The sequence below is a fragment of the Leifsonia sp. YAF41 genome (assembly GCF_052113185.1).
Classification (GTDB): Bacteria; Actinomycetota; Actinomycetes; order Actinomycetales; family Microbacteriaceae; genus Cryobacterium.
In genome coordinates this window covers 204,069-226,496 of record NZ_JBFRCS010000009.1, presented here as the reverse complement: position 1 = coordinate 226,496, position 22,428 = coordinate 204,069, and the positions used below count along the sequence as shown (strand labels likewise).

20 protein-coding genes are annotated in these 22,428 nt (G+C 65.3%); 13 read left to right on the top strand and 7 right to left on the bottom strand.

The window, feature by feature from the left end; genetic code table 11:
- Positions 1-2 precede the first annotated feature (2 nt).
- From AB4Y63_RS11610 to AB4Y63_RS11600, 3 genes are all read left to right on the top strand, one after another.
- Positions 3-917, top strand: coding sequence for an ABC transporter permease (locus tag AB4Y63_RS11610; RefSeq protein WP_441791201.1), 915 nt, complete (start codon positions 3-5; stop codon positions 915-917).
- Complete coding sequence (locus tag AB4Y63_RS11605) at positions 914-1,720, top strand: ABC transporter permease (RefSeq protein ID WP_441791200.1); 807 nt, start codon at positions 914-916, stop codon at positions 1,718-1,720. Before AB4Y63_RS11610 ends, AB4Y63_RS11605 begins: the two co-directional genes overlap by 4 nt.
- A gap of 114 nt (positions 1,721-1,834) precedes the next feature.
- The gene (locus AB4Y63_RS11600; protein ID WP_441791199.1) at positions 1,835-2,290 is read left to right on the top strand and encodes a DUF2127 domain-containing protein; all 456 of its coding nucleotides are present in this window, start codon (positions 1,835-1,837) and stop codon (positions 2,288-2,290) included.
- A 9-nt stretch (positions 2,291-2,299) separates the two neighbouring features.
- Here AB4Y63_RS11600 and AB4Y63_RS11595 read toward each other — a convergent pair whose 3' ends face one another.
- Positions 2,300-3,289, bottom strand: coding sequence for an asparaginase (locus AB4Y63_RS11595; protein WP_441791198.1), 990 nt, complete (start codon positions 3,287-3,289; stop codon positions 2,300-2,302).
- Positions 3,290-3,309: 20 nt separating this feature from the next.
- On the bottom strand, positions 3,310-4,686 hold the full coding sequence (gene gabT / locus AB4Y63_RS11590) for a 4-aminobutyrate--2-oxoglutarate transaminase (protein WP_441791197.1): 1,377 nt from the start codon (positions 4,684-4,686) through the stop codon (positions 3,310-3,312).
- 96 nt (positions 4,687-4,782) lie between these two features.
- Here gabT and AB4Y63_RS11585 point away from each other — a divergent pair, with 96 nt between their 5' ends.
- Together AB4Y63_RS11585 and AB4Y63_RS11580 are read left to right on the top strand one after the other, a co-directional pair.
- A complete protein-coding gene (locus AB4Y63_RS11585; protein ID WP_441791196.1) occupies positions 4,783-5,289 on the top strand; it encodes an OsmC family protein in 507 nt (168 codons plus the stop codon).
- Positions 5,286-5,843: a GNAT family N-acetyltransferase gene (locus AB4Y63_RS11580; protein ID WP_441791195.1), complete on the top strand. Its 558-nt coding sequence runs from the start codon at positions 5,286-5,288 to the stop codon at positions 5,841-5,843. The genes AB4Y63_RS11585 and AB4Y63_RS11580 overlap by 4 nt, the downstream gene beginning before the upstream one ends.
- A 5-nt stretch (positions 5,844-5,848) precedes the next feature.
- Here AB4Y63_RS11580 and AB4Y63_RS11575 read toward each other — a convergent pair whose 3' ends face one another.
- The 3 genes from AB4Y63_RS11575 to AB4Y63_RS11565 all read right to left on the bottom strand — a co-directional run bounded on the left by AB4Y63_RS11575 (position 5,849) and on the right by AB4Y63_RS11565 (position 9,751).
- Positions 5,849-7,126: an LCP family protein gene (locus tag AB4Y63_RS11575; protein WP_441791194.1), complete on the bottom strand. Its 1,278-nt coding sequence runs from the start codon at positions 7,124-7,126 to the stop codon at positions 5,849-5,851.
- 123 nt (positions 7,127-7,249) lie between these two features.
- Complete coding sequence (locus AB4Y63_RS11570) at positions 7,250-8,023, bottom strand: lysophospholipid acyltransferase family protein (RefSeq protein ID WP_441791193.1); 774 nt, start codon at positions 8,021-8,023, stop codon at positions 7,250-7,252.
- A 99-nt stretch (positions 8,024-8,122) separates the two neighbouring features.
- Positions 8,123-9,751 carry a DUF222 domain-containing protein gene (locus AB4Y63_RS11565; RefSeq protein WP_441791192.1) on the bottom strand — a complete coding sequence of 543 codons (1,629 nt, stop codon included), beginning with the start codon at positions 9,749-9,751 and terminating at the stop codon, positions 8,123-8,125.
- A gap of 260 nt (positions 9,752-10,011) precedes the next feature.
- On the opposite strand from AB4Y63_RS11565, the gene dxr reads away from it, so the two are divergent.
- Positions 10,012-11,121, top strand: coding sequence for a 1-deoxy-D-xylulose-5-phosphate reductoisomerase (gene dxr, locus AB4Y63_RS11560; RefSeq protein WP_441791191.1), 1,110 nt, complete (start codon positions 10,012-10,014; stop codon positions 11,119-11,121).
- A gap of 14 nt (positions 11,122-11,135) precedes the next feature.
- On the opposite strand, the gene AB4Y63_RS11555 is transcribed toward dxr, so the two are convergent.
- Positions 11,136-12,062 carry an NAD-dependent epimerase/dehydratase family protein gene (locus AB4Y63_RS11555; protein WP_441791190.1) on the bottom strand — a complete coding sequence of 309 codons (927 nt, stop codon included), beginning with the start codon at positions 12,060-12,062 and terminating at the stop codon, positions 11,136-11,138.
- 155 nt (positions 12,063-12,217) lie between these two features.
- Between AB4Y63_RS11555 and AB4Y63_RS11550 the strand changes: the two genes are divergently transcribed.
- From AB4Y63_RS11550 to AB4Y63_RS11535, 4 genes are all read left to right on the top strand, one after another.
- Complete coding sequence (locus tag AB4Y63_RS11550; RefSeq protein WP_441791189.1) at positions 12,218-13,594, top strand: M50 family metallopeptidase; 1,377 nt, start codon at positions 12,218-12,220, stop codon at positions 13,592-13,594.
- Positions 13,595-13,700: 106 nt separating this feature from the next.
- A complete protein-coding gene (locus AB4Y63_RS11545; protein WP_441791188.1) occupies positions 13,701-14,945 on the top strand; it encodes a sensor histidine kinase in 1,245 nt (414 codons plus the stop codon).
- A gap of 92 nt (positions 14,946-15,037) precedes the next feature.
- Complete coding sequence (locus AB4Y63_RS11540) at positions 15,038-15,694, top strand: response regulator (RefSeq protein ID WP_441791454.1); 657 nt, start codon at positions 15,038-15,040, stop codon at positions 15,692-15,694.
- A gap of 166 nt (positions 15,695-15,860) precedes the next feature.
- Entirely contained in the window at positions 15,861-16,223 is a 363-nt protein-coding gene (locus tag AB4Y63_RS11535) for a hypothetical protein (RefSeq protein WP_441791187.1), read from the top strand.
- Positions 16,224-16,323: 100 nt separating this feature from the next.
- Here the strand turns inward: AB4Y63_RS11535 and AB4Y63_RS11530 are convergent, their stop codons facing one another.
- Complete coding sequence (locus AB4Y63_RS11530; protein ID WP_441791186.1) at positions 16,324-17,508, bottom strand: acetyl-CoA C-acetyltransferase; 1,185 nt, start codon at positions 17,506-17,508, stop codon at positions 16,324-16,326.
- A 123-nt stretch (positions 17,509-17,631) separates the two neighbouring features.
- On the opposite strand from AB4Y63_RS11530, the gene ispG reads away from it, so the two are divergent.
- From ispG to AB4Y63_RS11515, 3 genes are all read left to right on the top strand, one after another.
- A complete protein-coding gene (ispG, locus tag AB4Y63_RS11525) occupies positions 17,632-18,792 on the top strand; it encodes a flavodoxin-dependent (E)-4-hydroxy-3-methylbut-2-enyl-diphosphate synthase (RefSeq protein WP_441791185.1) in 1,161 nt (386 codons plus the stop codon).
- 209 nt (positions 18,793-19,001) lie between these two features.
- The gene (locus tag AB4Y63_RS11520; protein ID WP_441791184.1) at positions 19,002-20,537 is read left to right on the top strand and encodes a M28 family peptidase; all 1,536 of its coding nucleotides are present in this window, start codon (positions 19,002-19,004) and stop codon (positions 20,535-20,537) included.
- 119 nt (positions 20,538-20,656) lie between these two features.
- Positions 20,657-22,420: a proline--tRNA ligase gene (locus AB4Y63_RS11515; protein WP_441791183.1), complete on the top strand. Its 1,764-nt coding sequence runs from the start codon at positions 20,657-20,659 to the stop codon at positions 22,418-22,420.
- The last annotated feature ends 8 nt before the right edge of the window (positions 22,421-22,428 follow it).

Below are 22,428 nucleotides of genomic sequence, written 5' to 3'. Positions count from 1 at the left end.
GGGTGGCCTTCGCGGCATTTACCACCAACGCGGGGCCCGTTGAACCGGCGCAGCGGCGCAAGAGCCCGATCGCGCTCTTTCTGCTTCTTCCCGGCATCCTGTACCTGATTCTGTTCTTTCTCACCCCGCTCGTGTCGCTGCTGTTGACCTCGCTCCAGACCCCCACGGTCAACGGCGACGTCGGACAGTTCAGCTACGCGTTCCAATGGGAGAACTACGTTCAGGTCATCACCGCCTACTGGCCGCACATTCTGCGTTCGTTCGGCTACGCCCTGGCTGCAACGGTGTTCGCGCTGGCGTTCAGCTACCCGTTGGCCTATTTCATCGGGGTCAAGGCCCGTAAATGGCCACTGCTGCAGAGCCTGATGCTCGTGATGGTCATCGCGCCGTTCTTCATCAGCTTTCTGCTGCGCACCCTGGCCTGGAAGCAGCTGCTCTCCGACGAGTCGTTCGTGATCACCTCGCTGAAGGCGCTGTCGTTGATGGCACCGGATGCTCACTTCACCGGAACGCCCGCCGCGGTGATCTTCGGTCTCACCTACAACTTCATCCCGTTCATGACGCTGCCGCTGTACTCGACGCTTGAACGCCTCGACGTGCGTTACCTGGAAGCCGGGAACGACCTCTACGCGAGCCCGTTCCAGGTCTTCCGCAAGATCACGATCCCGCTGTCGATGCCGGGAATCGTCGCCGGAACGCTGCTCACCTTCATTCCCGCTGCGGGCGACTACATCAACGCCAGCCGGGACTTCCTGGGTGGTCCCGACACGCAAATGGTCGGAAACGTGATTGAAGCCAACTTCCTGGTGCTGCTGAACTATCCGGCAGCCGCGGCGCTGTCGATCATCCTGATGAGCGTCATCCTCGTCATTGTCACGATTTATGTGAAGCGGGCCGGCACGGAGGAACTCCTGTGAAATTTTCCCTGGGCAAATGGTTGCTGCCGGTCTACTCGGCGCTCGCCCTCATTTTCTTGATGGTGCCGATCGTCTACACCTTCATTTTCTCGTTCAACGATTCACTGAAGTCGAACATCGCCTGGCGCGGGTTCACCCTCGACAAGTGGCTGAACGTGTGCGCGGTGCAGAACGGAGCAGTCTGCCAGGCTTTTGGAAACAGCCTGATCATCGGCGCGATCGCGACCGTGTTCGCCACGGTGCTGGGTACGATGATTGCGATCGCGATCGTGCGTTACCGGTTCAAGTTCCGCTCGCAGACGAGCCTGCTGCTCTTTCTGCCGATGGCCACCCCTGAGGTTGTACTCGGTGYCGGTCTTGCCGCTCAGTTCTTGGCGGTCGGCGTGCCGAAGTCGATGCTGACGATCATCCTTGCACACACGATGTTCTGCATCAGCTTCGTCGTGGTGACGGTCAAGGCGCGCGTCTCGAGTCTTGACCCGGCCCTCGAAGAAGCCGGACGTGACCTCTACGGGTCGCCGTCGCAGGTGTTCATGCGGGTGACCTTCCCGCTGCTGCTGCCCGGCATCCTCTCCGCGGCCTTGCTGGCGTTCGCGTTGAGCTTCGACGACTTCATCATCACGAACTTCAACTCCGGTTCGGTGACGACGTTCCCGAAGTACATCTACATCTCGGCGGCTCGAGGTATCCCGGCCGAGGCCAATGTGATCGCATCCGCGGTGTTCATCTTCGCCCTGGTGATTGTGATCACGACGCAGGTGTCGGCCTCCGCACGCGCAAAGAGGCTGGCCAGGCAGAGCTAGGGGTCCAGAGCTCCTGGCCGAGAACTCCTCCGAACGGGGCCGGCGTGGTTTGATGAGCGAATGGATGGCGCGGTCACAGATCATCGATCGGCGAGCGATCGCCGACTTGAACGCGTGTATCGGATCGGCATCGTGCTCAAAGGGGTCGATGGTCTGGCGGAGGTTCTCGCCGGGCTACTGCTCTGGTTCGCCCCGGGATTGCTCCGCACCCTTCTCGCTCCGTGGGAGCAGATCGACAGCGACGACCGCGCGTTGCGGGTCTTCGTCGCGCAGCTCGCCGGACGGCTCGATACCGACCTGGCACACGGGCCGTCTGCCTTCGTCGTCTTCTTTCTCCTCTCGCACGGAATCGTCAAGCTCGCGCTCGTCTATTGCCTGCTCAAGGAGTACCGATGGGTTTACCCCTATGCGCTGGGCGTGCTCGGTCTGTTCGCGCTGATCCAGCTCATCGCGGTGATGCGCTCGCCGAGCGTCGGAGGCGCTGTACTGATGGCACTTGATCTGCTGATCGTGTGGCTGGTGTGGCGGGAATGGGTGGCACTGCGCCGCCGGGCAGCGAGTACAGCGTGACCAGGCTTGTTAGACGTAGCTCGCGCGGATCTCTCCGACCGGATGTCCGGCCGCCAACACCTGAAGGTGAAGCTCTGCACGCACCGAGTCGACGGCGGCGGCATCGATCGCGCCGGCATCAACCAGCAGGCTCAGCGCGACGATCGGACCGACCCGGAGGCTGCCGTCCAGTGTCTTGAGCGCGACGGTGGTTCCATCCGGTGCCGAGACCACCATGATTCCCTCAGCACCGAACTTCGCGAAGAGGCCCAGGCGTTCGATCAGCACGGTGTCGGTCTGCCCCGGACCGGCAACGACCCAGCCATTGTCGCGCACGGCTTCGGCGAGGAAGCCCGCTTCACGGTAGATCGCGAACGGCGAGTTTGACCGGGAGGTGGCGATGCGGGCGATGCCACGAGCCAAGCCGGTCAGGGTGAGCGCGTGAACCGGGGCGCCGCATCCGTCGATGCCCGACGTGGCCGGGCGCTCACCGGTGAAGCGCTCGACGACGTCGAGGATGCGCTTCTGCAGCGGATGCGTGGGGGCGAGGTAGCCCTCGAGCGGCCAATCGTTCTGCACGCAGGCGACGAGCATCGCAGCGTGCTTGCCGGAGCAGGTCATGTAGACGGGAGCCTTCGTCGCGCCGAGGCGCACCAGAGCGTCGCGCGCGGCCTGGTCTTCCGGCCAGGAAGCGGGGCAGCCGAGTGCCGACTCGTCGATTCCGGCGCGGGCGAGCAGCCCCCGCACGAGATCGATGTGCTTGGTGGTTCCGCTGTGGCTGGCGGTGGCGACCGCAGCATCGGTGCCACGCAGGGCGACGCCGCTGGCCATCACTGCGACAGCCTGGAACGGTTTCATTGCAGAGCGCGGAAAGACCAGAGCCGTCGCGTCTCCGAGTGTGCGCAACACTTCGCCGTCGCCATTCAACACGACAGCGGAGCCCGCATGACGTGATTCAACAAAGCCGCTGCGCTCGACGACGGCAAGCTCGACGGCATCGGTCACGGTGAAAGTCTGCACCTGGTGTTCCCCCACGCCGATTAGAGTGCGGCGATGGCGTGGTCGATGACCGTGAGAGCGTCAGCAATCAAGGCATCGGTGACGGCCAGGCTCGGCAGGAATCGCAGAACGTTGCCGTAGGTGCCGGCAGTGAGCAACAGCACGCCGTGCTGCGCGGCGAAGGCGGCGATCGACGAGACAGCGGCGGCGTTCGGCAGCTTGGTGGTGTCGCCGGTGCCAGGCTGAACGAGCTCGATGGCGATCATCGCGCCCTTGCCACGGATGTCGCCGATGATGTCGTACTTGCTCTTCAACTTCGTCAGGCCGGCGAGCAGCGCCTTCTCGATGCGGGCGCCCTCGGCCAGCAGGTCGTTGCGCTCGATCGACTCGAAGACGGCAATCGCTGCGGCGCAGGCAACGGGGTTGCCGCCGAAGGTTCCGCCGAGTCCGCCGGGCTGTGAAGCATCCATGATCTCGGCTCGACCGGTGACAGCGGCCAGCGGCAGGCCGCCGGCGATGCCCTTTGCGGTCAGAACGAGGTCGGGAACCCAACCGAAGTGCTCGCTGGCGTAGTAGGCGCCGGTGCGGGCCATGCCGCTCTGGATCTCGTCGGCGATCATCACAACGCCGTTGGCGGTGCACCATTCCTGCAGGAGAGGGAGGTAGCCGTCGGCGGGAACCATGAAGCCGCCCTCGCCCTGGATGGGCTCGACGACGAGGCAAGCCAGGTCGCTGGCGCCGATGACCTTCTCGAGGTAGGTGATGGTGCGTTCTGCGGCATCCGCCCCACTCAAACCATCGTGATAGGGGTACGAGCTCGGTGCGTGGTAGACGTCGCTGGCGAGCGGGCCGAATCCGGTGGCGTAGGGCATCGCCTTGTAGTTCATGGCCATCGTCAGCACGGTGCGGCCGTGGTAAGCGTGATCGAGCACGGCAACGGCGCGGCGGCCGGTGTACTTGCGGGCGATCTTGACGCCGTTCTCAACGGCTTCGGCGCCGGAGTTGATCAACACTGACTTCTTCTTGAAGTCACCGGGGGTGTGCGCGGCGAGCAACTCGGCGACGCGGATGTACTCCTCGTAGGGAGTGATGGTGAAGAGGGTGTGGATGAACTCCTGCACCTGGTTCGTGGCTGCTTCGACCACGTTTGCCTCGGTGTGGCCGACCGTGGTCACACCGATGCCGGCGCCGAGGTCAATGAAATGGTTGTCGTCGAGGTCGACGAGGATCGCGCCGTTCGCCTTCTTGATGTAGACGGGGAGCGTCGAGGAGACGCCCGTCGAGACGCTTTCCAGGCGACGCTTGTGCATCTCGACCGACTTCGGGCCGGGGATCGCGGTGAGGACCCTTCGTTCCTGCGGCACCGTATACGCGGCGGCGGACGGGCTGGCGGGGGCGGAGGCGAAGGTGTCAGTCATGATGGTTGAGTTTACCAACCCGGAGTCGGATGCCCGGGGTGATCCTGCGACAATTACCTGCACGGCTTGAGTCGCCGTGAGAACTGAGGAGACGCAATGGCCGGGGTGCTGAATGGGGTGCACAACTACGAAGTGCAGGTTGTCTGGGACGGAAATCGCGGGACAGGAACGAGCAGCTATCGTGCCTACGGCCGCGAGCACACGGTCTCTGCCGCCGGAAAGCCGGACATCGCGGCATCCGCTGATCGCACTTTTCACGGCAATGCCGATCGGTGGAACCCCGAAGAGTTCCTTCTCACCGCGCTGAGCGAGTGCCACATGCTCTCGTATTTGCATGCCGCGGTGCGAGCCGGTGTGACAGTCGTCGCCTATACGGATGCGGCCAGCGGCACCATGGTGCAAACCGGCGACGGCGGAGGGCATTTCACCGAGGCTCGACTCCGGCCGCAGGTGACGGTAGCCGACCCGACCCAGGTGGAACTGGCACAGTCGCTGCATGCGGAAGCCGCTCGGGAGTGTTTCATCGCGGCATCAGTGAACTTTCCGGTGCTGCATGATGCGCACACCAGCGTCGCGAGCTTCGACGCAGTGCACCCCGAGTGAGCGGCATCGTCGCTCTGACTGTGCTCGACCGGGAGATCCTTCTCGAACTGGCCGAGGGTGACCTGGCCGCTGCGGGGGAGCGTGCCGGTGTGGTCTTTCCTGAGTTCTTCCGGGGGGAGTCCTGGCTATGGACGTTGCATGTGGCCCGGATGCACGACTATCCCGCGTCGGTGGGGTGGTTGTCCCGGGTCGTGACGCTGAAGGAAACCGATGAGGTGATCGGGCATGCCGGTTTTCACTTCAATCCGGATGCCTCCGGAATGGTGGAGATCGGCTACACGATTGTGCCGGAGCACCGAGGGTGCGGCTTGGCGCGGGAAACCGCGGGGGAGTTGCTCGCCTTCGCAGCGGCACAGCCCTCCGTGCGGATAGTGCGGGCAAGTGTGAGCCCCGAGAATGCAGCGTCGCTGTCGATCGTGCAGGGATGGGGTTTTGTGCACGTCGGTGAGGAATGGGATCCCGAGGATGGTCTAGAACTCGTTTTCGAGCGTCAGGCCGATGCTCCGCTGAGCTTCTCGTCGGCCACTGGGCTATCGCCAATGAACTTTCGCTGATCGACCTAGTTGGCCACCGAGCAGGTCTGCTGACTGCCGAGTTGCCCTTTCAGGCCGTCGATGACCTCGGGACCGGGGGTCGGTGCGGTGGCCGCAGCATCCGTGGCGGGATCCGTAGTCCCTGCATCGGTGGAGCCATCCTCTGGCGCGGTCGGCGGCGTCGCTGGCGCGGCGGGATCGAGCGTGACAGCGTCGCTCAGCGAATCGTCGCTGAGGGTGAAGGGCTCGTCCGCCGCAATCTTCGCCAGGAGCAGCGCGGCGAGATCTTCGTCGGGAACCACCTTGTACTGATTGTTGGGGTCTTCGACGACGGGGTACTGGGCAAAGACGAGCTTGTCAAGATCAAGGTCTTTCAGGGTGAGCGCCATGCTGGCCATCTGATTGAGGTCGGCAAGCGACTCGGAGAGGCTGACGTTCTCGGCTGCTGCCGTTGCGAGTTTCAGCAGCTTGGGCACGTTGGTCAGCGTTTCGCTGCTCTTCATCACGCGCATGAGTGACGACATATAGGCCTGCTGCGAGGAGATGCGTGAAAGGTCGCTGCCGTCGCCGACTCCGGCCCGGGAGCGCAGATATGACAACGCCTGCTGACCGGACACCACGCTCGTTCCAGCGGGAAGGTCGAGGCCAGATTTGTCATCGAAGACTGCCTCGTCAAGGCAGATCGGAACGCCGCCGACCGCGTCGCTCATCGCGACGGTGCCCGCAAAGGTGAACACCGCCGCGTAGGGAATCGACAGGCCGGTGAGCTCTTCGATGGTGCTCTTGATGCAGCCGAGGCCGCCTCGTTCGTAGGCGGCGTTCAGAGGCTGTGCTGACACCGCGGCGAACTCTTCTCCGGTGACAGGATCGACGCAGTCGGGCTGAGGGATGACAAGATCTCGGGGCAGACTGAGGGCGACCGCACTCTGATGATCGGCCGACACATGAAAAAGGATGTTCACGTCGTTGAGCGTGGCAGTGTCGCGCACGTCGGCATCAAACTGGCCCTGCGCGTTGTCGGCGCCGACGGCGAGGATGTTGAATCCGCCCTTGAAGGCGCCAAGGGTGGCGGCTGGCGGCGGCGCGGGTGCGTCCGTGCCGTTCGAAATGTCGACCGCATTGTTTGAGACGGCAGTGCTGAGCTTTGCGAAGGCGATCGAGGCGACGGCTGTGCCACTGACGAGGAGCACAGCCATAGTGATCGCCGTCGTCTGGATCAGGGGGAGAACTCGTGAGCGCCACGCGGAGGGGCGCTTCTGGTGACGGGCAATCGGGGCTGCCGTCTTCGAAGCGTCGTCAGTCATTCCCCGAGACTACCGGGCCTCGTATTCCCGCTCGACACAATGCTGGCCCTCGTTCGGGGCAGAGGTTTGGGGGATGTTCGTGCAGTGGCGACGTGCAGAGCGACTGCGGCGCGACGCTGACGGCTAGCGGCGTTCGCGCGGGAAGACCTTGTCGGCGATCTTGTGCAGGGTGCCGGCCGGCGGCGCTTCGTTGTAGACGCCGGCAAGTTCTTGCCCCGACAGCTCGTGGATGGCAGCCATGATTTCGTCGGTCGTGAGGCGCCTGGCCTTGCCGGATTCTGCCGAGCCGTGCACGCTCACGTCAATGGGGGTGCCGAACTTGACGGTGACCTTGCGGATGCGGATGCCCTTAGTGCCGACGGGCTGGATCTCCTGCGTCCCGATCAAGCCGACGGGGACGACAACGGCTCCCGTCGTCAATGCCAGCCAGGCGACACCGGTGCGGCCCTTATAGAGACGGCCGTCGAGCGAACGGGTGCCTTCCGGATAAATTGCGAACGCGCTGTCGGATTCCAGGATGCGGCGACCGGCATCCAGGGCATCCTGGGCGGCCTGGCCCGCGCCGCGTTCGACGCCGACAGCGCCGATCGAGGTGAAGAAGGTGCGCGAGATCCACCCCTTCAGGCCGGTGCCGGTGAAGTAGGTGCTCTTGGCCAGAAACTGCACACGCCGGGGAGCGGTCAGCGGGATGACCAGGCTGTCGATGAACGAGAGGTGGTTGCTCGCCAGAATCACGCGTCCCGTCTTCGGGATGTTCTCGCGACCGGTGATCGTCGGGCGAAAGACGAATCGGGCGATCGGGGCCATGATTCCGTAGCCGAGAAAGTAGACGAGTCCCGGCCGTTTGGCTTCGCTGACTTCGTCGGGGGCATCAACTGCGTCATCGTCATTTGTCACGCATCGACACTACCTCGCGTTGTATGCACCCGAGGGCATGAGTCGACTTCATGTTCGTGGTCGAGCCTGTCGAGACCTGGTGAGCCAGTCCCGGGACCGCTACCGGCCGAGGGTGGTGTGGGCGCGGTGTTGGTTGGCGGGGAGCCAGTCTCCGCCGAGTCCCATCCAGGGTGGTGCTTTGACGTGCACKGCGCCGTCGACGAGTTGGATCAGCCAGCCGGAGGTGTCGATGGTGTGGTGGTGGTACCAGCAGAGGGCGACGCCGTTGTTGATGTTCGTTGGGCCGCCGCGGTACCAGGGGATGACGTGGTGCATCTCGGCCCAGTTGGGCGGGGACAGACAGCCGGGGATGACGCAGCCGCCGTCGCGGGCGAGGATCGCCCGGCGTTGCACCCGGGTGAAGAACCGCGTCGTCATGTCGAGCTGGAGCACTTCACCGTTGGCGGCGAAGACGATCTTCTGCATCCCCCCGGCGCAGACGATCCGTTGCACGGTGCTGATCGACAGGGGGGCCTCGACCCCGTCGGCCCAACCGACCCCGGTGCCGTCCAGCAGGTCGGTCGCGTTCACGTGCACCATCACGGTCGGCGCCGCCCCGCCCATCGTCGGGGTGTTCTTGTCCCGGGCGGCGGCATCGAAGACGCCGCGGAGGATATCGGCGCACTTCTCACCGCCGGTGCGGGTGTCGAGGGCCTCGAGTTGGTCGGCGCCGGGGATAACCTCCCCGGCGTCGATCCGGACCTGCTCCTCAGCCGCATGCGTGGCTTGTTCCTCGGCGGTCGGGAACCGGCCCGGCTCCGCCGGAACCGGCTGCGAATGAGCCGAGGTTGAGTGAGCGCTGAGGTAGGTGTCGAAGATCCCGTTCATCACCCCGCGGAGTTCCGGGGTGACCCCGCCGCGGAGCGGGTAGAGCCCGTCGCGGAATGGGCCGAAGCCGACGGTGCTGCGCACCTCCAGTGCGGTGCCGTCGGCGGGGGCGGTGCCGTCGGGGTCGAGGAGTGCCTTCCACTGCAGCACCTGCCCGCGGATCAGATCCGCCGGGAACGCGAACCCGGCATTCGGCAGGCCCTCGTTCTCGGCCGTGACCGTGCCGGTCGCCGAGGCGACGAGGCCGCGCTCGGCGGCGTCGACGGCGTCCGGGGCGAGAAAGCTGGGTAGGTCGGTCAGGCCGGTGACGATCTGTTCGGCCGCATCGACGCCGATGGTCCCGGCGGTCAGGGCGTCGGCGACGACCGGGTACCGGGGTGGCAGGGTCGCGCCGACCACCGGGGTGATCCGGGTCTTCGCGCCGAGCCTGACCCGGCGTTTCGCCTCCCGGGCGGACACCCGGGTGACCATCGTGAGCAGGTCGGTGCCGGTCGCACAGCCGCGCGTGCGCGCCAGAGACTCGTTCTGGGTTCGGGTGTCCGAGCGGGCGTCAATGTCGGCGGCGAGGGCGACCCGGCCGGCATCCGTCAACCGGCCGACCGCCTCCATCGACCCGAGCAGGGTCAGCACGTCGTCGTCGGTGCGGAGATGCGAGTCGAACCCGGCCAGCACGCCCGCCATGAGCGTCGCGGTCAGCTCGAGCGAGTCAACAGTCGAAAATCCGCTCGCCATCATCGCGGAAAGCTCAAGGGTCTCGGCGCCCGAGAACCCAGATGTCAGAGCGGAAACCTGCGCCATGACCGCGGCCACCGGAGTGTTGGTGGTCGGGGTGATGATGAGGGAAACAGGCTCTGATTCCATGCTTCAATTCTCTCAAATTGGGAACTGGAATACGAGCATTTCTCAGGATCGGTGGATAACTTTTCTAACATACATTCTGTGGAGGAGCGCGCCGTGAATCCTGAGGAGTAAGCCTCAGAACTGGTGAGTTCAGGGACTGGCCGGAGGGATCTCGACAGGCTCGCTCACCGGGGCTGCGTTCAGAGGCCGGCTCGCGGGATCTCGACCGACTGATCAACATTGACCCCGCTCAAACCTGACCACGGCCTAGCATGGGGAAGATGCAGAGAGTAATCATCCTCGGATCGACCGGCTCCATCGGCACACAAGCCCTCGACGTGATCAAGGCGAACCCGACCCGGTTCGACGTGGTCGGTCTCTCGGCCGGCCGCAACCGCGACCTGCTCGACGAGCAGGCCGCAGAGTTTCAGGTTGAGAACACCGCGCTCGGCGCCGACGAGGCAGAACAGCTGGTTCGGGATGTCGATGCCGATGTCGTTCTGAACGGCATTACGGGGTCCGTCGGGCTCGGCCCCACTCTCGCTGCGCTGAAGGCGGGACGCACTCTCGCTTTGGCAAACAAGGAATCGTTGATCGTCGGCGGTGATCTGGTGAAGTCGCTCGCCGCACCCGGACAGATTGTCCCAGTCGACTCCGAGCACTCGGCCATCGCGCAAGCACTGCGCTCCGGCACGCAAGCCGAGGTGCGTCGCCTCGTTCTGACGGCATCCGGCGGCCCGTTTCGCGGACGCACTCGCGACCAGCTCACCGAGGTCACGCCCGCGGAGGCGCTCGCCCACCCCACCTGGGACATGGGCATGGTCGTCACCACGAACTCCGCGACTCTCGTGAACAAGGGCCTCGAGGTGATCGAGGCGCACTTGCTGTTCGACGTCGAATACGACCGCATCGACGTGGTGGTCCACCCACAGTCTGTCGTGCACTCGATGGTCGAATTCATCGACGGATCGACGATCGCGCAGGCCTCGCCGCCCGACATGCGGCTTCCGATTTCGCTCGGCCTCGACTGGCCGCACCGGGTCGGTGCGGTCGGAAAACCGATCGACTGGACGACCGCTCAGTCCTGGACGTTTGAGCCGCTCGACGAAGACGCTTTCCCGGCTCTCCAGCTGGCAAAACTCGTCGGGCGTGCTGGTGGCACCTACYCCGCAGTCTTCAACGCCGCGAACGAGCAKGCGGTTGCCGCGTTCCATGCCGGACGGATCGGCTTCCTCGACATTGTCGACACGATCAAGCGCGTGGTCGAATCACACGAACTTGACGGCAAACTGAGCCTGGAGTCGCTGGCTGCGGCCACCTTCCCGAGGTCAACGAAGGTCGATATGCGACCCCTCACGTCGGATCGTCGGATCGTCGGATCGTCGAAGTGACGGAGCGAAGCGCCTCACGTCGAGTCGTTGCGCCGGTAGCTTGACGCCGTGGTGAACAATGCCTCGTCCCAGTCGCTCGCGCTTACACCGAGCTCTCGTTCGGTCTCGGTCGAATCGATGATGAACGGAACTACGAACTGGTAGCTCGACGCCCAGACTTCCTTCATCATCGGGCTCACCGAGCCGAGGCTGCGCAGCATCCATTGCGGATAGCCGGTGACGACGCCGTGCGTTCCATATCGAGCGTTGAGTTGTCGCGCAATCTCAGAACGATTGAATGACGCGCTTGGCACATGCCAGATCCGGCCCCAATCGCCGGAGTAATCGGCGGCAGCGATCAGAGTCGTCGCGATATCGGGCAGGTAGCTCCAACTGTGGTTCATCGAAGGGATTCCGACCACCCGCGCGGTCTTCGAATGCAGCACGCCGTTGAAAAACGATTCACCGAGGTGAGCGGTGCCACTCGAACCAGGCCCGAAATAGTCGCTGGCGCGCACCTCGACGGCACGGATGTCCCCTCGCTCGTGAGCGGCACGCACCTTGGCCCAGCCGGCCTGCCGGATGAGGCCCTTCTTCTCGGTCGTCAGAGGAAGTGAGCGCTCGGTCATCGGCCCGGTCGGGGTGCCGTACGGATAGAGGTTTCCCATCACGACGAGATGGGCGCCCGAGACGGATGCCGCGTGGATCGCCGCATCGAAGATCGGCGGCCAGTCGGTGGCCCAGCTGGTGTACTTCGGGTTGGTGCAGAGAAAGATCGTCGACATCCCGGTGGCCGCTCGACTGAACGCATCCGCATCGCTCGCATCGAGCATGAGGGGCGTGGCGCCGGCACCGGCGGAACCGGACCGGGTCGCGATCGTCACGGAGTCGCCGCGCGCGGCAAGACCTTCAGCAACCGGGCGGCCGATGAGGCCGGCTCCGACAACGAGATGGTGAGTCACAGTGATCCTCTCGACGGGCGGGTTCTGCGTGAACTCTAAGCGCAGAGTGACATTGCGCAATAGCCTCGCCGCCGTGAAGTTGACTCCCAGCCCGCTGAGGCGGCACAGAGGTAATAGCCAGGCGACATGCAGCTTGAGGCCGCTACTCTGGGCCTGTGGATACCGTATTGCTGTTTATTTTGGGCGTCGCCGTCATCGTCGTCGGCTTGGCCGTGTCGATCGGCCTCCACGAAATCGGGCACCTCGTGCCCGCCAAACTCTTCGGAGTCAAGGTCACCCAATACATGATCGGATTCGGCCCGACCCTGTGGTCGAAGCGCAAGGGCGAGACCGAATACGGCGTCAAGGCCATTCCGCTCGGCGGATACATCTCGATGATCGGGATGTTCCCGCCCAACAAGAATGGCGAATCTCGCGACGCGACGACCGGAATCTTCAATGCGCTGGTTCAAGAGGGTGCTCCGCAGCCGAAAAAGAACGCCCTCCTGACAATGGCCGACGATGCCCGTCAGGCCAGCGCAGACACCATCGGCGAGGGCGAGGATCACCGCGCGTTCTATCAGCTGCCGGTGTGGAAGCGCATTGTGATCATGTTCGGCGGCCCGTTCATGAACTTGCTGATCGCCATCGTGCTCTTCGCCGTGCTTCTGATGGGGTTCGGTACCGCCCAGGCCAGCACCACGGTCGGCAGCGTCTCGGCCTGTGTGCTGCCGGCGACAAGCACATCGCAGACCTGCGCCGCCGACGCCGAAAAGGCGCCGGGCGCGGCAGCCGGCCTCACGCCCGGCGACAAGCTGATCAGCATCGACGGCACCCCGATCACGAGCTGGGAGCAGTCCACCGAGATCATCCGCAATTCTCCCGGCACCCCCCTCGTCGTCGTGGTCGAGCGTGACGGCACGCAGCAGACACTCACGATGACCCCCAAGCTGACCGAGCGTTACACCCTCGACGATTCGGGCGCCGTTGTGAAAGACGCCGACGGCAACCCGGTGCTGGTGGATGTCGGCTTCGTCGGAATCGGCGCGGCCAGCGAAATGGTGCAGCAGCCCGCTTCCTCCGTGCTGCCGCAGGTCGGCACCAACATCGCCGCCGTCGGCCACATGATCCTGAATCTGCCCGATCGCATGGTGCAGGTCGCGACCGCCGCGTTCGGAACCGGCGAACGTGACCCGAACGGTCCGATCAGTGTGGTCGGTGTCGGACGCGTGGCCGGTGAGATCGCCAGCATCGACACCATCCCGGTGGCGAACAAGATAGCGAGCATGCTCGGCCTCCTCGCCTCACTGAACATCGCGCTGTTCGTGTTCAACCTGATCCCGCTGATGCCGCTCGACGGCGGCCACATCGCCGGGGCGCTCTGGGATGGCCTCCGCCGCACCTTCGCGAAGCTCTTCGGTCGGCCGAAGCCCGCTCCGGTCGACATGGCCAAGCTCATGCCGCTCACCTTCGCTGTTGTGATCGTGCTCGGGGGCATGAGCCTGCTGCTCATCTACGCGGACATCGTCAAACCGATCAACCTCTTCGGCTAGCCCGCTTCCCGCGGGGCTTCGCACTGCGCTGAGGTCTCCCACGGGAGTACCCGAGCGACGCCCGTGGGCGGATGTCGAACCCGGTTGGGCGACGTAACATCGGTACATGCCACCGCACTGGGCCCCCGACGCTGCCTGGCCGCAGCGCGCCCCCGGAGGTTCCGGCAGCCCAGCCGACCCCGATGGCGGCCCTGGTTCGTGGCCCGGTGGCTGGCCCGGCAGAGGGATGCYGGCCGCAGCGCGACTCTGGATTCCCGTCATCGTCTCGTTTCTTCTGCAGGTTCCGGCGGCCGTGTTTCTGGCCCTGCACTTCTCGGCGGCGACCAATGCGGTTCCGGCGATCGCCTGCGCGCTGATCGGCCCGCTCGCGCTCATCGGCGCACGACGCTTTCCCGGCCCGGTGGCCTTGGTGACGGCTCTCGCCGCCGCCGGCTTGGTGCTGCTCCGCCCCGACATCGGCACCCCGAGTATTGCGCTGGCGTTCGCGATCGTGCTCGGCATCGTGCGCGGCGCCCGGATCTGGGTGTACACCTCCGTTGCGCTCGTCTGGGTGTCGACCATCGCGGTGGCGTCGCTGACCGGCGCCGGCCTGCACCCGCTGCGCATCGCGTTCACGACCCTCGCCCTCGCCCTGGTGATGGGGATCGGTGAGATCATCAGGGTGCGACGTGAGTATTTTCAGTCGATGCGCCGCTCGGCGGAGAGCCGCCGCATCTCTGCCGAACAACGTGAACGCGTCAGGATCGCCCGGGAGCTTCACGATGTGCTCGGCCACTCGCTGTCGCAGATCAACGTGCAGGCCGGGGTCGGGTTGCACCTGATCGATTCGCAGCCGGAAAAGGCTGCGGAGGCGTTGGCCAGCATCAAGGCAACGAGCAAGAACGCCCTCGACGAGGTGCGGATGGTGCTCGGAATCCTGCGCTCCGACGTCGCGGGCGAGAGTGCAGCGCCACTGTCTCCCGAGCCGGACCTCGCCGGGATTCCAGCCTTGATCGAGACATTTCGCGCCCAGGGGATGGACGTGACGTACGTGAATGCGCTCGTTGCGGAATCTGTCGCCCCGGCCGCGACGCAGCTGGCGCTCTACCGAATCTGTCAGGAGGCCCTGACCAATGTCTTGCGGCATGCGCATTCCAGCTCAGCCTCGGTGTACATCGGCGCCGACCCGAGCGGATATCTGGTCAGCGTCACCGATGATGGGCCGGCTCTCCGCGGGGCGATCGTTCCGGGCGGTGGGCTTCTGGGCATGCGCGAGCGCGCGGAGTTGCTCGGGGGAAGCCTGAGCTACGGGCCGGGGGCCGGCGGAGGCTTTCACGTTGAAGCGCGGATCCCCAGGCGGAGCAGCCGGTGAGCGCGACGACCGGAGGGCCGCCGCCGTCGCACGGTAACGGCGGAACTGGCGGCGCCGGCATCCCCGGGAAACCCGACGCCGGCACCGCGCCGATCCGAGTCGTGATTGCCGACGACCAACAACTGATCAGGGCGGGGTTCCGGGCCTTGCTCGAATCCGAGCCCGACATCGAGGTCGTGGCTGAGGCCGCAACCGGGCGGCAAGCCGTGGCGCAGGTTGCCGAGCGGCGTCCCGATGTCGTGCTCATGGACATCCGGATGCCCGACGGCGACGGCCTCTGGGCGACCGAACAGATCGTGAAGGATGCCGCGTTGTCGGCGACCCATATCGTGATCGTGACGACGTTCGAGCTTGATGAGTATGTCGCTCAGGCGATTCGGGCCGGAGCCAGCGGCTTTCTCGTCAAAGACACCGAGCCGACCGAGCTGATCCGGGCGGTGCGGGTGGTTGCGGCAGGGGATGGCCTGCTGTCGCCGGGGGTCACGAGGCGACTGCTCGAACGGATGGCGGCGAGCCTGGTCGACGGGCGCGACGCCGCGTCACTCGACGTGCTCACCGAACGGGAGCGCGAGGTGCTCGGCCTCGTCGGGCGCGGCCTGACGAATGCGGAGATCGGGTTGCGGCTGTTTCTCAGCCCGCTGACCGCCAAGACCCACGTGTCGCGAATCATGACAAAGCTCGGCGCTCGCGACCGGGTGCAGCTGGTCATCATCGCCTACGAAGCCGGGCTGGTCAGCCCGGGGCTCTGATCGAGCGCAGCGCGGGCGGTGTGCGGTTGCGGCGCAGGGTGGTCGTGCGCCGGCTGCTCCCGTGGGTGTACTCGAAGTGACTCCAGCCGGCAGATTCGCGCCGGCCGGCGAGCGAGGAATCTGAAGGTATCGGCTCGTCGAAGCCGCTTCCCAGAATGGACACATCATGTCGACCGCACTACTGAGCATGGTTCCTGCTGTACTTGCCCATCCGGGCTACGGCTATGGCTGGGGGTGGGGTCCCGGCTGGTTCTTCCTGTTCTTCCCCCTGTTCTGGATCATCGTCTTCTTCGTCATCTTCGGGATTTTCGGGCGCCGCTGGCGTCGAAACGCACGAGAGATGGGGCCGGGATATGGCTACGGGCATCCGCACTGGGGCCCACAGCCTGACGCCTCCGCCAGCGCCGAGAAGACACTGGCCGAGCGGTTCGCGCAAGGAGATATCGACGAGGTGGAGTACCGAGCCCGGCTCGAGGTGCTGCGCGCCAACCGGCCCGCTGGACCGGGCCCCGTTCCGCCGCAGCAGTAGTCGCCCCTCGCCGAGTTTGACATCTGCGGTCGAGTTTCCCWGGCACACCAGGGAAACTCGACCGGAACGCTCAAACTCGGCGATTTTCAGCGATGCGCGATCAGCGCGAGAGCAGCAATGCCTCGCCCTGGCCGCCGCCGCCACAAAGGGCGACAGCAGCCTTGCCCGACCCACGCCGGCTGAGTTCGAGGGCGGCGTGAAGCGCCAGACGAGCACCGGAAGCCCCGATCGGGTGGCCGATCGCAATCGCACCCCCATGGATGTTCACGCGCTCGCTTGAGAGTCCCAAATCGTTCGTCGACTGCACCGACACGGCCGCGAACGCTTCGTTGATCTCCACCAGGTCCAGGTCGCCGGCCGCCCATCCGGCTTTGCCGAGTGCCTGGGCGATGGCGTGGGACGGCTGTGAGTGAAGAGAGTTGTCGGGACCGGCGACCTGGCCGGATGCACCGACGACGGCCAGCCAGCTCAGGCCGTGCGCCTCGGCCCAGCCTCTGCTCGTCAGAACGACCGCTGAGGCGCCATCCGACAGCGGTGACGAGTTGCCGGCGGTGATCGTGCCATCCGTCGTGAACGCCGGGCGGAGTCCGCCGAGGGTGTCGACGGTGCTGTCGCCGCGCACTCCCTCGTCGCGGGTCAGAACCAGCGGGTCGCCGCGGCGCTGCGGCACGCTGATCGGCGTGATCTCGTCGTCGAAGACTCCGGCGTCGGCCGCAGCGGCCGCGCGCTGGTGGGATGCCGCGGCAACGGCATCCTGTTCGGGCCGCCGGATGCCCAGGCGCCCGTTGATCTGCTCGGTCGAGAGCCCCATGGAGAGCCCGTCGAAGGCATCGGTCAGGCCGTCGTGGGCGGCATGGTCGAGCGCGCTCACCGTGCCGTATGCCCAACCCTGGCGGGAGCCCGGCAACAAGTGCGGCGCACGTGTCATCGATTCCTGCCCGCCGGCCACGACGACATCCGCCTCGCCCAAACGGATGAGCCGGGCCGCGTCGATGATCGCCGCGAGGCCCGACAGACACACCTTGTTCAGCGTCATCGACGGAACACTCCAGGGGATTCCGGCGGCGATCGCACTCTGCCGGGCGGGATTCTGGCCGCACCCCGCCTGCAGCACCTGACCCATCAGCACCGCATCGACCTGCTCGGGTGCGATTCCGGTGCGCGCGAGGGCGCCGGTGATGGCCGCTGCGCCGAGCTGCACAGCGGTGAAGGAGGCGAGCTGGCCGTTGATCCGCCCTTGTGGGGTGCGGGAACCGCCGAGGATGACGACGTCGGTGGCGTTCATGTTGACTCCTTTGTCGTGGCTGCCTCGTGGCAGCCCAGCTGTTTCCATCATAGTTTTCGGGCGGCCGAGACGGCTGAGCACGGCGTTCAGGATCGGCCGACCGCACACGCGTAAGCTGTCTATGTGGCTGCAATCAACTTGGGGATGCCCAAAGTACCTGAAGTACTCGCTCCCAGACGTAAGACTCGTCAGATCAAGGTCGGCAAGGTTCTCGTCGGCGGTGACGCTCAAATCAGCGTCCAATCGATGACGACGACTCCAACGCCGAACATCAACGCGACCCTGCAGCAGATCGCAGAGCTCACGGCATCCGGATGCGACATCGTGCGCGTCGCCGTGCCCAGCCGCGACGATGCCGAGGCATTGCCGATCATCGCCAAGAAGAGTCAGATCCCGGTGATCGCCGACATCCACTTCCAGCCGAACTACGTCTATGCGGCCATCGACGCCGGCTGCGCCGCCGTGCGCGTCAACCCCGGCAACATCCGCAAGTTCGACGATCAGGTCGCCAAGATCGCCGCCGCCGCGAAGGCCGCAGACGTGTCAATCCGCATCGGGGTGAACGCCGGTTCGCTCGAGCCGAGCATCCTGCAGAAATACGGCAAGGCCACCGCAGAAGCACTCGTCGAAAGCGCCGTCTGGGAGGCGAGCCTGTTCGAAGAGCACGACTTCCACGACTTCAAGATTTCGGTCAAGCACAACGACCCCATCGTCATGGTGAAGGCCTACCGCCTGCTCGCCGAGCGCGGCGACTGGCCCCTGCACCTCGGTGTGACCGAGGCCGGGCCATCGTTCCAGGGCACGATCAAGAGCGCCACCGCGTTCGGCATCCTGCTCTCCGAGGGCATCGGCGACACGATTCGCGTCTCGCTCTCCGCCCCGCCGGTCGAGGAGATCAAGGTCGGCCTGCAGATTCTGCAGTCGCTCAACCTGCGTGAGCGCAAGCTTGAGATCGTCTCCTGCCCGAGTTGTGGACGTGCCCAGGTGGATGTCTACAAGCTCGCCAACGACGTCACCGACGGTCTCGAAGGCATGAGCGTTCCGCTGCGCGTCGCCGTCATGGGTTGCGTCGTGAACGGCCCGGGGGAGGCCCGCGAGGCAGACCTCGGCGTGGCATCCGGCAACGGCAAGGGCCAGATCTTCGTCAAGGGAGAGGTCATCAAGACCGTTCCCGAGTCGGAGATCGTGGCGACCCTGATCGAAGAGGCGAACCGCTTGGCCGCAGAAATGCCGGCCAGCGAGACGAGCATCGGCTCGCCGGTCGTCACGGTGGGCGCGAAGTAGCTTTTCGGTGATCGAGCCTGTCGAGATCTCGCAACTGGGTCTCGACAAGCTCGACCACCGGCACCGCCGAAACCCACCTGGCTTCGATAACGATCACGTAACGACTCCAGCCAACTCCGCAGCGTCAAGGCACCCTCCTCAGTGAAAGGCGCCCCAACCGGGGCGTCGTCTGAGACGAAGCCCTCATGAGGGGCTGATCGGAGCACATCGTGCGAGGTAGAAGAACCCTGCTCACCGGAATGGTCGTTGCGGCCATCCTTGTGCCGGCAACGACGGCACTGGCCGTCGATGAGGTCGACACCACGAAAATACGCAAAGCGGTCAGTGTCAACGGAATTCTGCAACACGAACGTGTGCTCCAACGCATCGCGAACGCCAACGGGGGCACGCGGGCGTCAGGCACGCCGGGATACGCCGCCTCCGCGGACTATGTCAAGAAGGAACTCTCCAAGGCGGGCTACACAGTCACCGAGCAGACCTTCGAGTTTCCCTTCTACCAAGAGGTCACGCCCGCAACGGTGAGCCAGCTGTCGCCGACACCGACGAGCTACGAAACCTCAACGCTTCAGTACTCCGGAAGTGGTGACGTGATCGGCGATCTCGTGCCCACCACCAACGTCGTGATCCCGGCGACCCCAACGCCCAGTTCGGCGTCCGGATGTCTGGTCACCGACTACGTGCCGGCCTCGGCGACGCAGCCACAGGTCGCACTTATCCAGCGGGGCACCTGCACCTTTGCCCAGAAGGTCGCCGCCGCGACCGAGGCCGGATACGACGCCGCCCTCATCTTCAATGAAGGCAACCCGGGCCGCACAGACCTCCTCACCGGAGTGACGCTCGGAGCGCCGGTTGCCATTCCAGTGGCCGGACTCAGCTATGCGGATGGCGTCGCCCTCTACAACGCCACACAGGCGGGGCCGGTCAGCGTCGAGGTCACCGCGGAGGTCATCGCGGAGACCCGGACGACGACCAATATCCTGGCCGACTCCAAGAAGGGCAACAGCGACAAGGTCGTCGTGGTCGGTGCCCACCTGGACTCGGTGCTGGAGGGTCCGGGAATCAACGACAACGGAAGTGGCACCAGTGTGATCCTGGAAACCGCCATCCAGCAGTCGAAACTGAAGATCAAGCCGGAACAGCAAGTGCGCTACGCCTTCTGGGGAGCCGAGGAATCGGGACTGCTCGGATCCACTCACTACGTGGAGAGTCTGAGCGATGACGGGTTGGCGGCCGTTTACGCGAACTTGAACTTCGACATGCTCGGATCGCCCAACTATGTGCGCTTCGTCTACGACGGCGATGGTTCGGCAGATCCCGATGGACTCTCCGGTCCTCCCGGATCGGCGCAGATCGAATCGATCTTCACCGATTACTTCGCCGCGGCCGGACTGCCGACAGAGCCGACTGCTTTTGACGGCCGCTCCGACTACGGGCCGTTCATCGCTGCCGGCATCCCGGCTGGTGGGCTCTTMAGCGGGGCAGAAGGACAGAAGACGGCCGAGGAGGCCGCAGTCTATGGCGGAACTGCCGACGCACCGTATGACGCGTGCTACCACCAGGCCTGCGACACCATCAACAACCTAAGCACCGCGGCGTTGAACGAGCTCGGCGATGCCGCGGCTCATGCCGTGATGACGTTGGCGCTGACAAAGACCGGTTTCTTCGAAGACGGCAGCCGGATGGCTCCGACTCCGCAGATTTCGGTTGACGACATGAAGTACTGGGGGAGCAACCAGGTTCGCTAGGCCATTCGCGAGCAACGCCGGTCAGGTCGGTCCCTCGGGGCCGACCTGACCTGTGCGTGTGCGTGTGCTTGTGCTCACTGCCCATGGTGGCGATCGGGGAGGAAGCTAAAGTAGAACCCGTGCCTACACGCCTGTCTAACTATTTCCTCCGTACTCTTCGAGAAGACCCCTCCGACGCCGAGGTGACCAGCCACCGCCTGCTCGTGCGGGCCGGCTACATCCGTCGCCAGGCCCCGGGCATCTTCGCCTGGCTGCCGCTCGGCCTCCGGGTGAAGGGCAAGATCGAAGCGATCGTGCGTGAGGAGATGGCCAACGCCGGCGCCCACGAAGTGCACTTCCCGGCACTCTTGCCGCGTGAGCCCTACGAGGTCACCGGTCGCTGGGACGAGTACGGCGACGGCCTGTTCCGTCTGCAGGACCGCAAGGGTTCCGACCTTCTGCTGGCCCCCACCCACGAAGAGGTCTTCACCTTGCTGGTGAAGGACCTCTACAACAGCTACAAAGACCTGCCCCTGTCGATCTACCAGATCCAGGACAAGTACCGCGACGAGGCTCGCCCCCGTGCCGGCCTGCTGCGCGGCCGCGAGTTCACGATGAAGGACGCCTACTCGTTCGACTACACCGACGCCGGTCTCGACGTCAGCTACCAGGCGCAGCGCGACGCCTACGAGCGCATCTTCACCCGTCTCGGCCTCGAGTACGTCATCGTCAAGGCGGATGCCGGCGCGATGGGCGGCTCGAAGAGTGAAGAGTTCTTGCACCCGACCCCGGTCGGCGAAGATACCTTCGTGCGTTCGGCCGGCGGCTACGCGGCCAACGTCGAGGCGTTCACCACGGTCGTTCCGCCGTCGCGCAGCTTCGAGGGACTCACCCCGGCCGAGGTGCTCGACACCCCGGACACCCCCACGATTGACACGCTCGTCGAGCGCGCCAACAGCGCCCACCCGCGCCCGGACGGCCGCCTCTGGACTGCTGCGGACACTCTCAAGAACGTGGTGCTCGCACTCACGCAGCCCGACGGCACCCGCGAGCTCGTCGTCGTCGCGATCCCCGGCGACCGCGAGGTTGACTTGAAGCGCGTCGAGGTTGCGTTCGCTCCGGCCGAGGTCGAGCCCGCGAACGAGGCAGATTTCGCCAAGAACCCCGGCCTGGTCAAGGGCTACATCGGCCCGTGGTCTGCAGAGGGCGCCGTGCTCGGCGAGAAGTCGACCACCGGCATCCGTTTTCTCGTCGACCCGCGCGTCGTCGACGGCACCGGCTGGATCACCGGCGCCAATGTGCACGGCAAGCACGTCTTCGGCCTCGTCGCCGGTCGTGACTTCCAGGCGGATGGCACGGTGGAAGCGGCCGAGGTCCGTGCCGGCGACCCTGCTCCCGACGGCTCCGGCCCGGTCGAGCTGGCCCGTGGCATGGAAATCGGCCACGTCTTCCAGCTCGGACGCAAGTACGCCGAGGCACTCGGCCTCAAGGTGCTCGACGAGAACGGCAAGCTCGTCACCGTCACGATGGGCTCCTACGGCATCGGTGTGACCCGCATCCTCGCGATCATCGCCGAGCTGAACAACGACGAGAAGGGCCTGATCTGGCCCGAGTCGGTGTCGCCGTTCGACGTGCAGGTCATCGCGACCGGTCGCGATGAGATCGTCTTCGAGACCTCGGAGACCGTCGTTGCGGCGATCGAGGCCACCGGCCGCGACGTGCTCTACGACGACCGTCGCAAGGTCTCGCCTGGCGTGAAATTCGGAGACGCCGAGCTGATCGGTATCCCGAATCTGGTCATCGTCGGCCGCGGTGCTGCCGACGGAATCGTCGAGTTCTGGGACCGCAAGACCGGCGAACGCGAGCAGGTAGCACTAGCCGACGTAGCGTCGCGTCTGTCCTAAGCATCCCG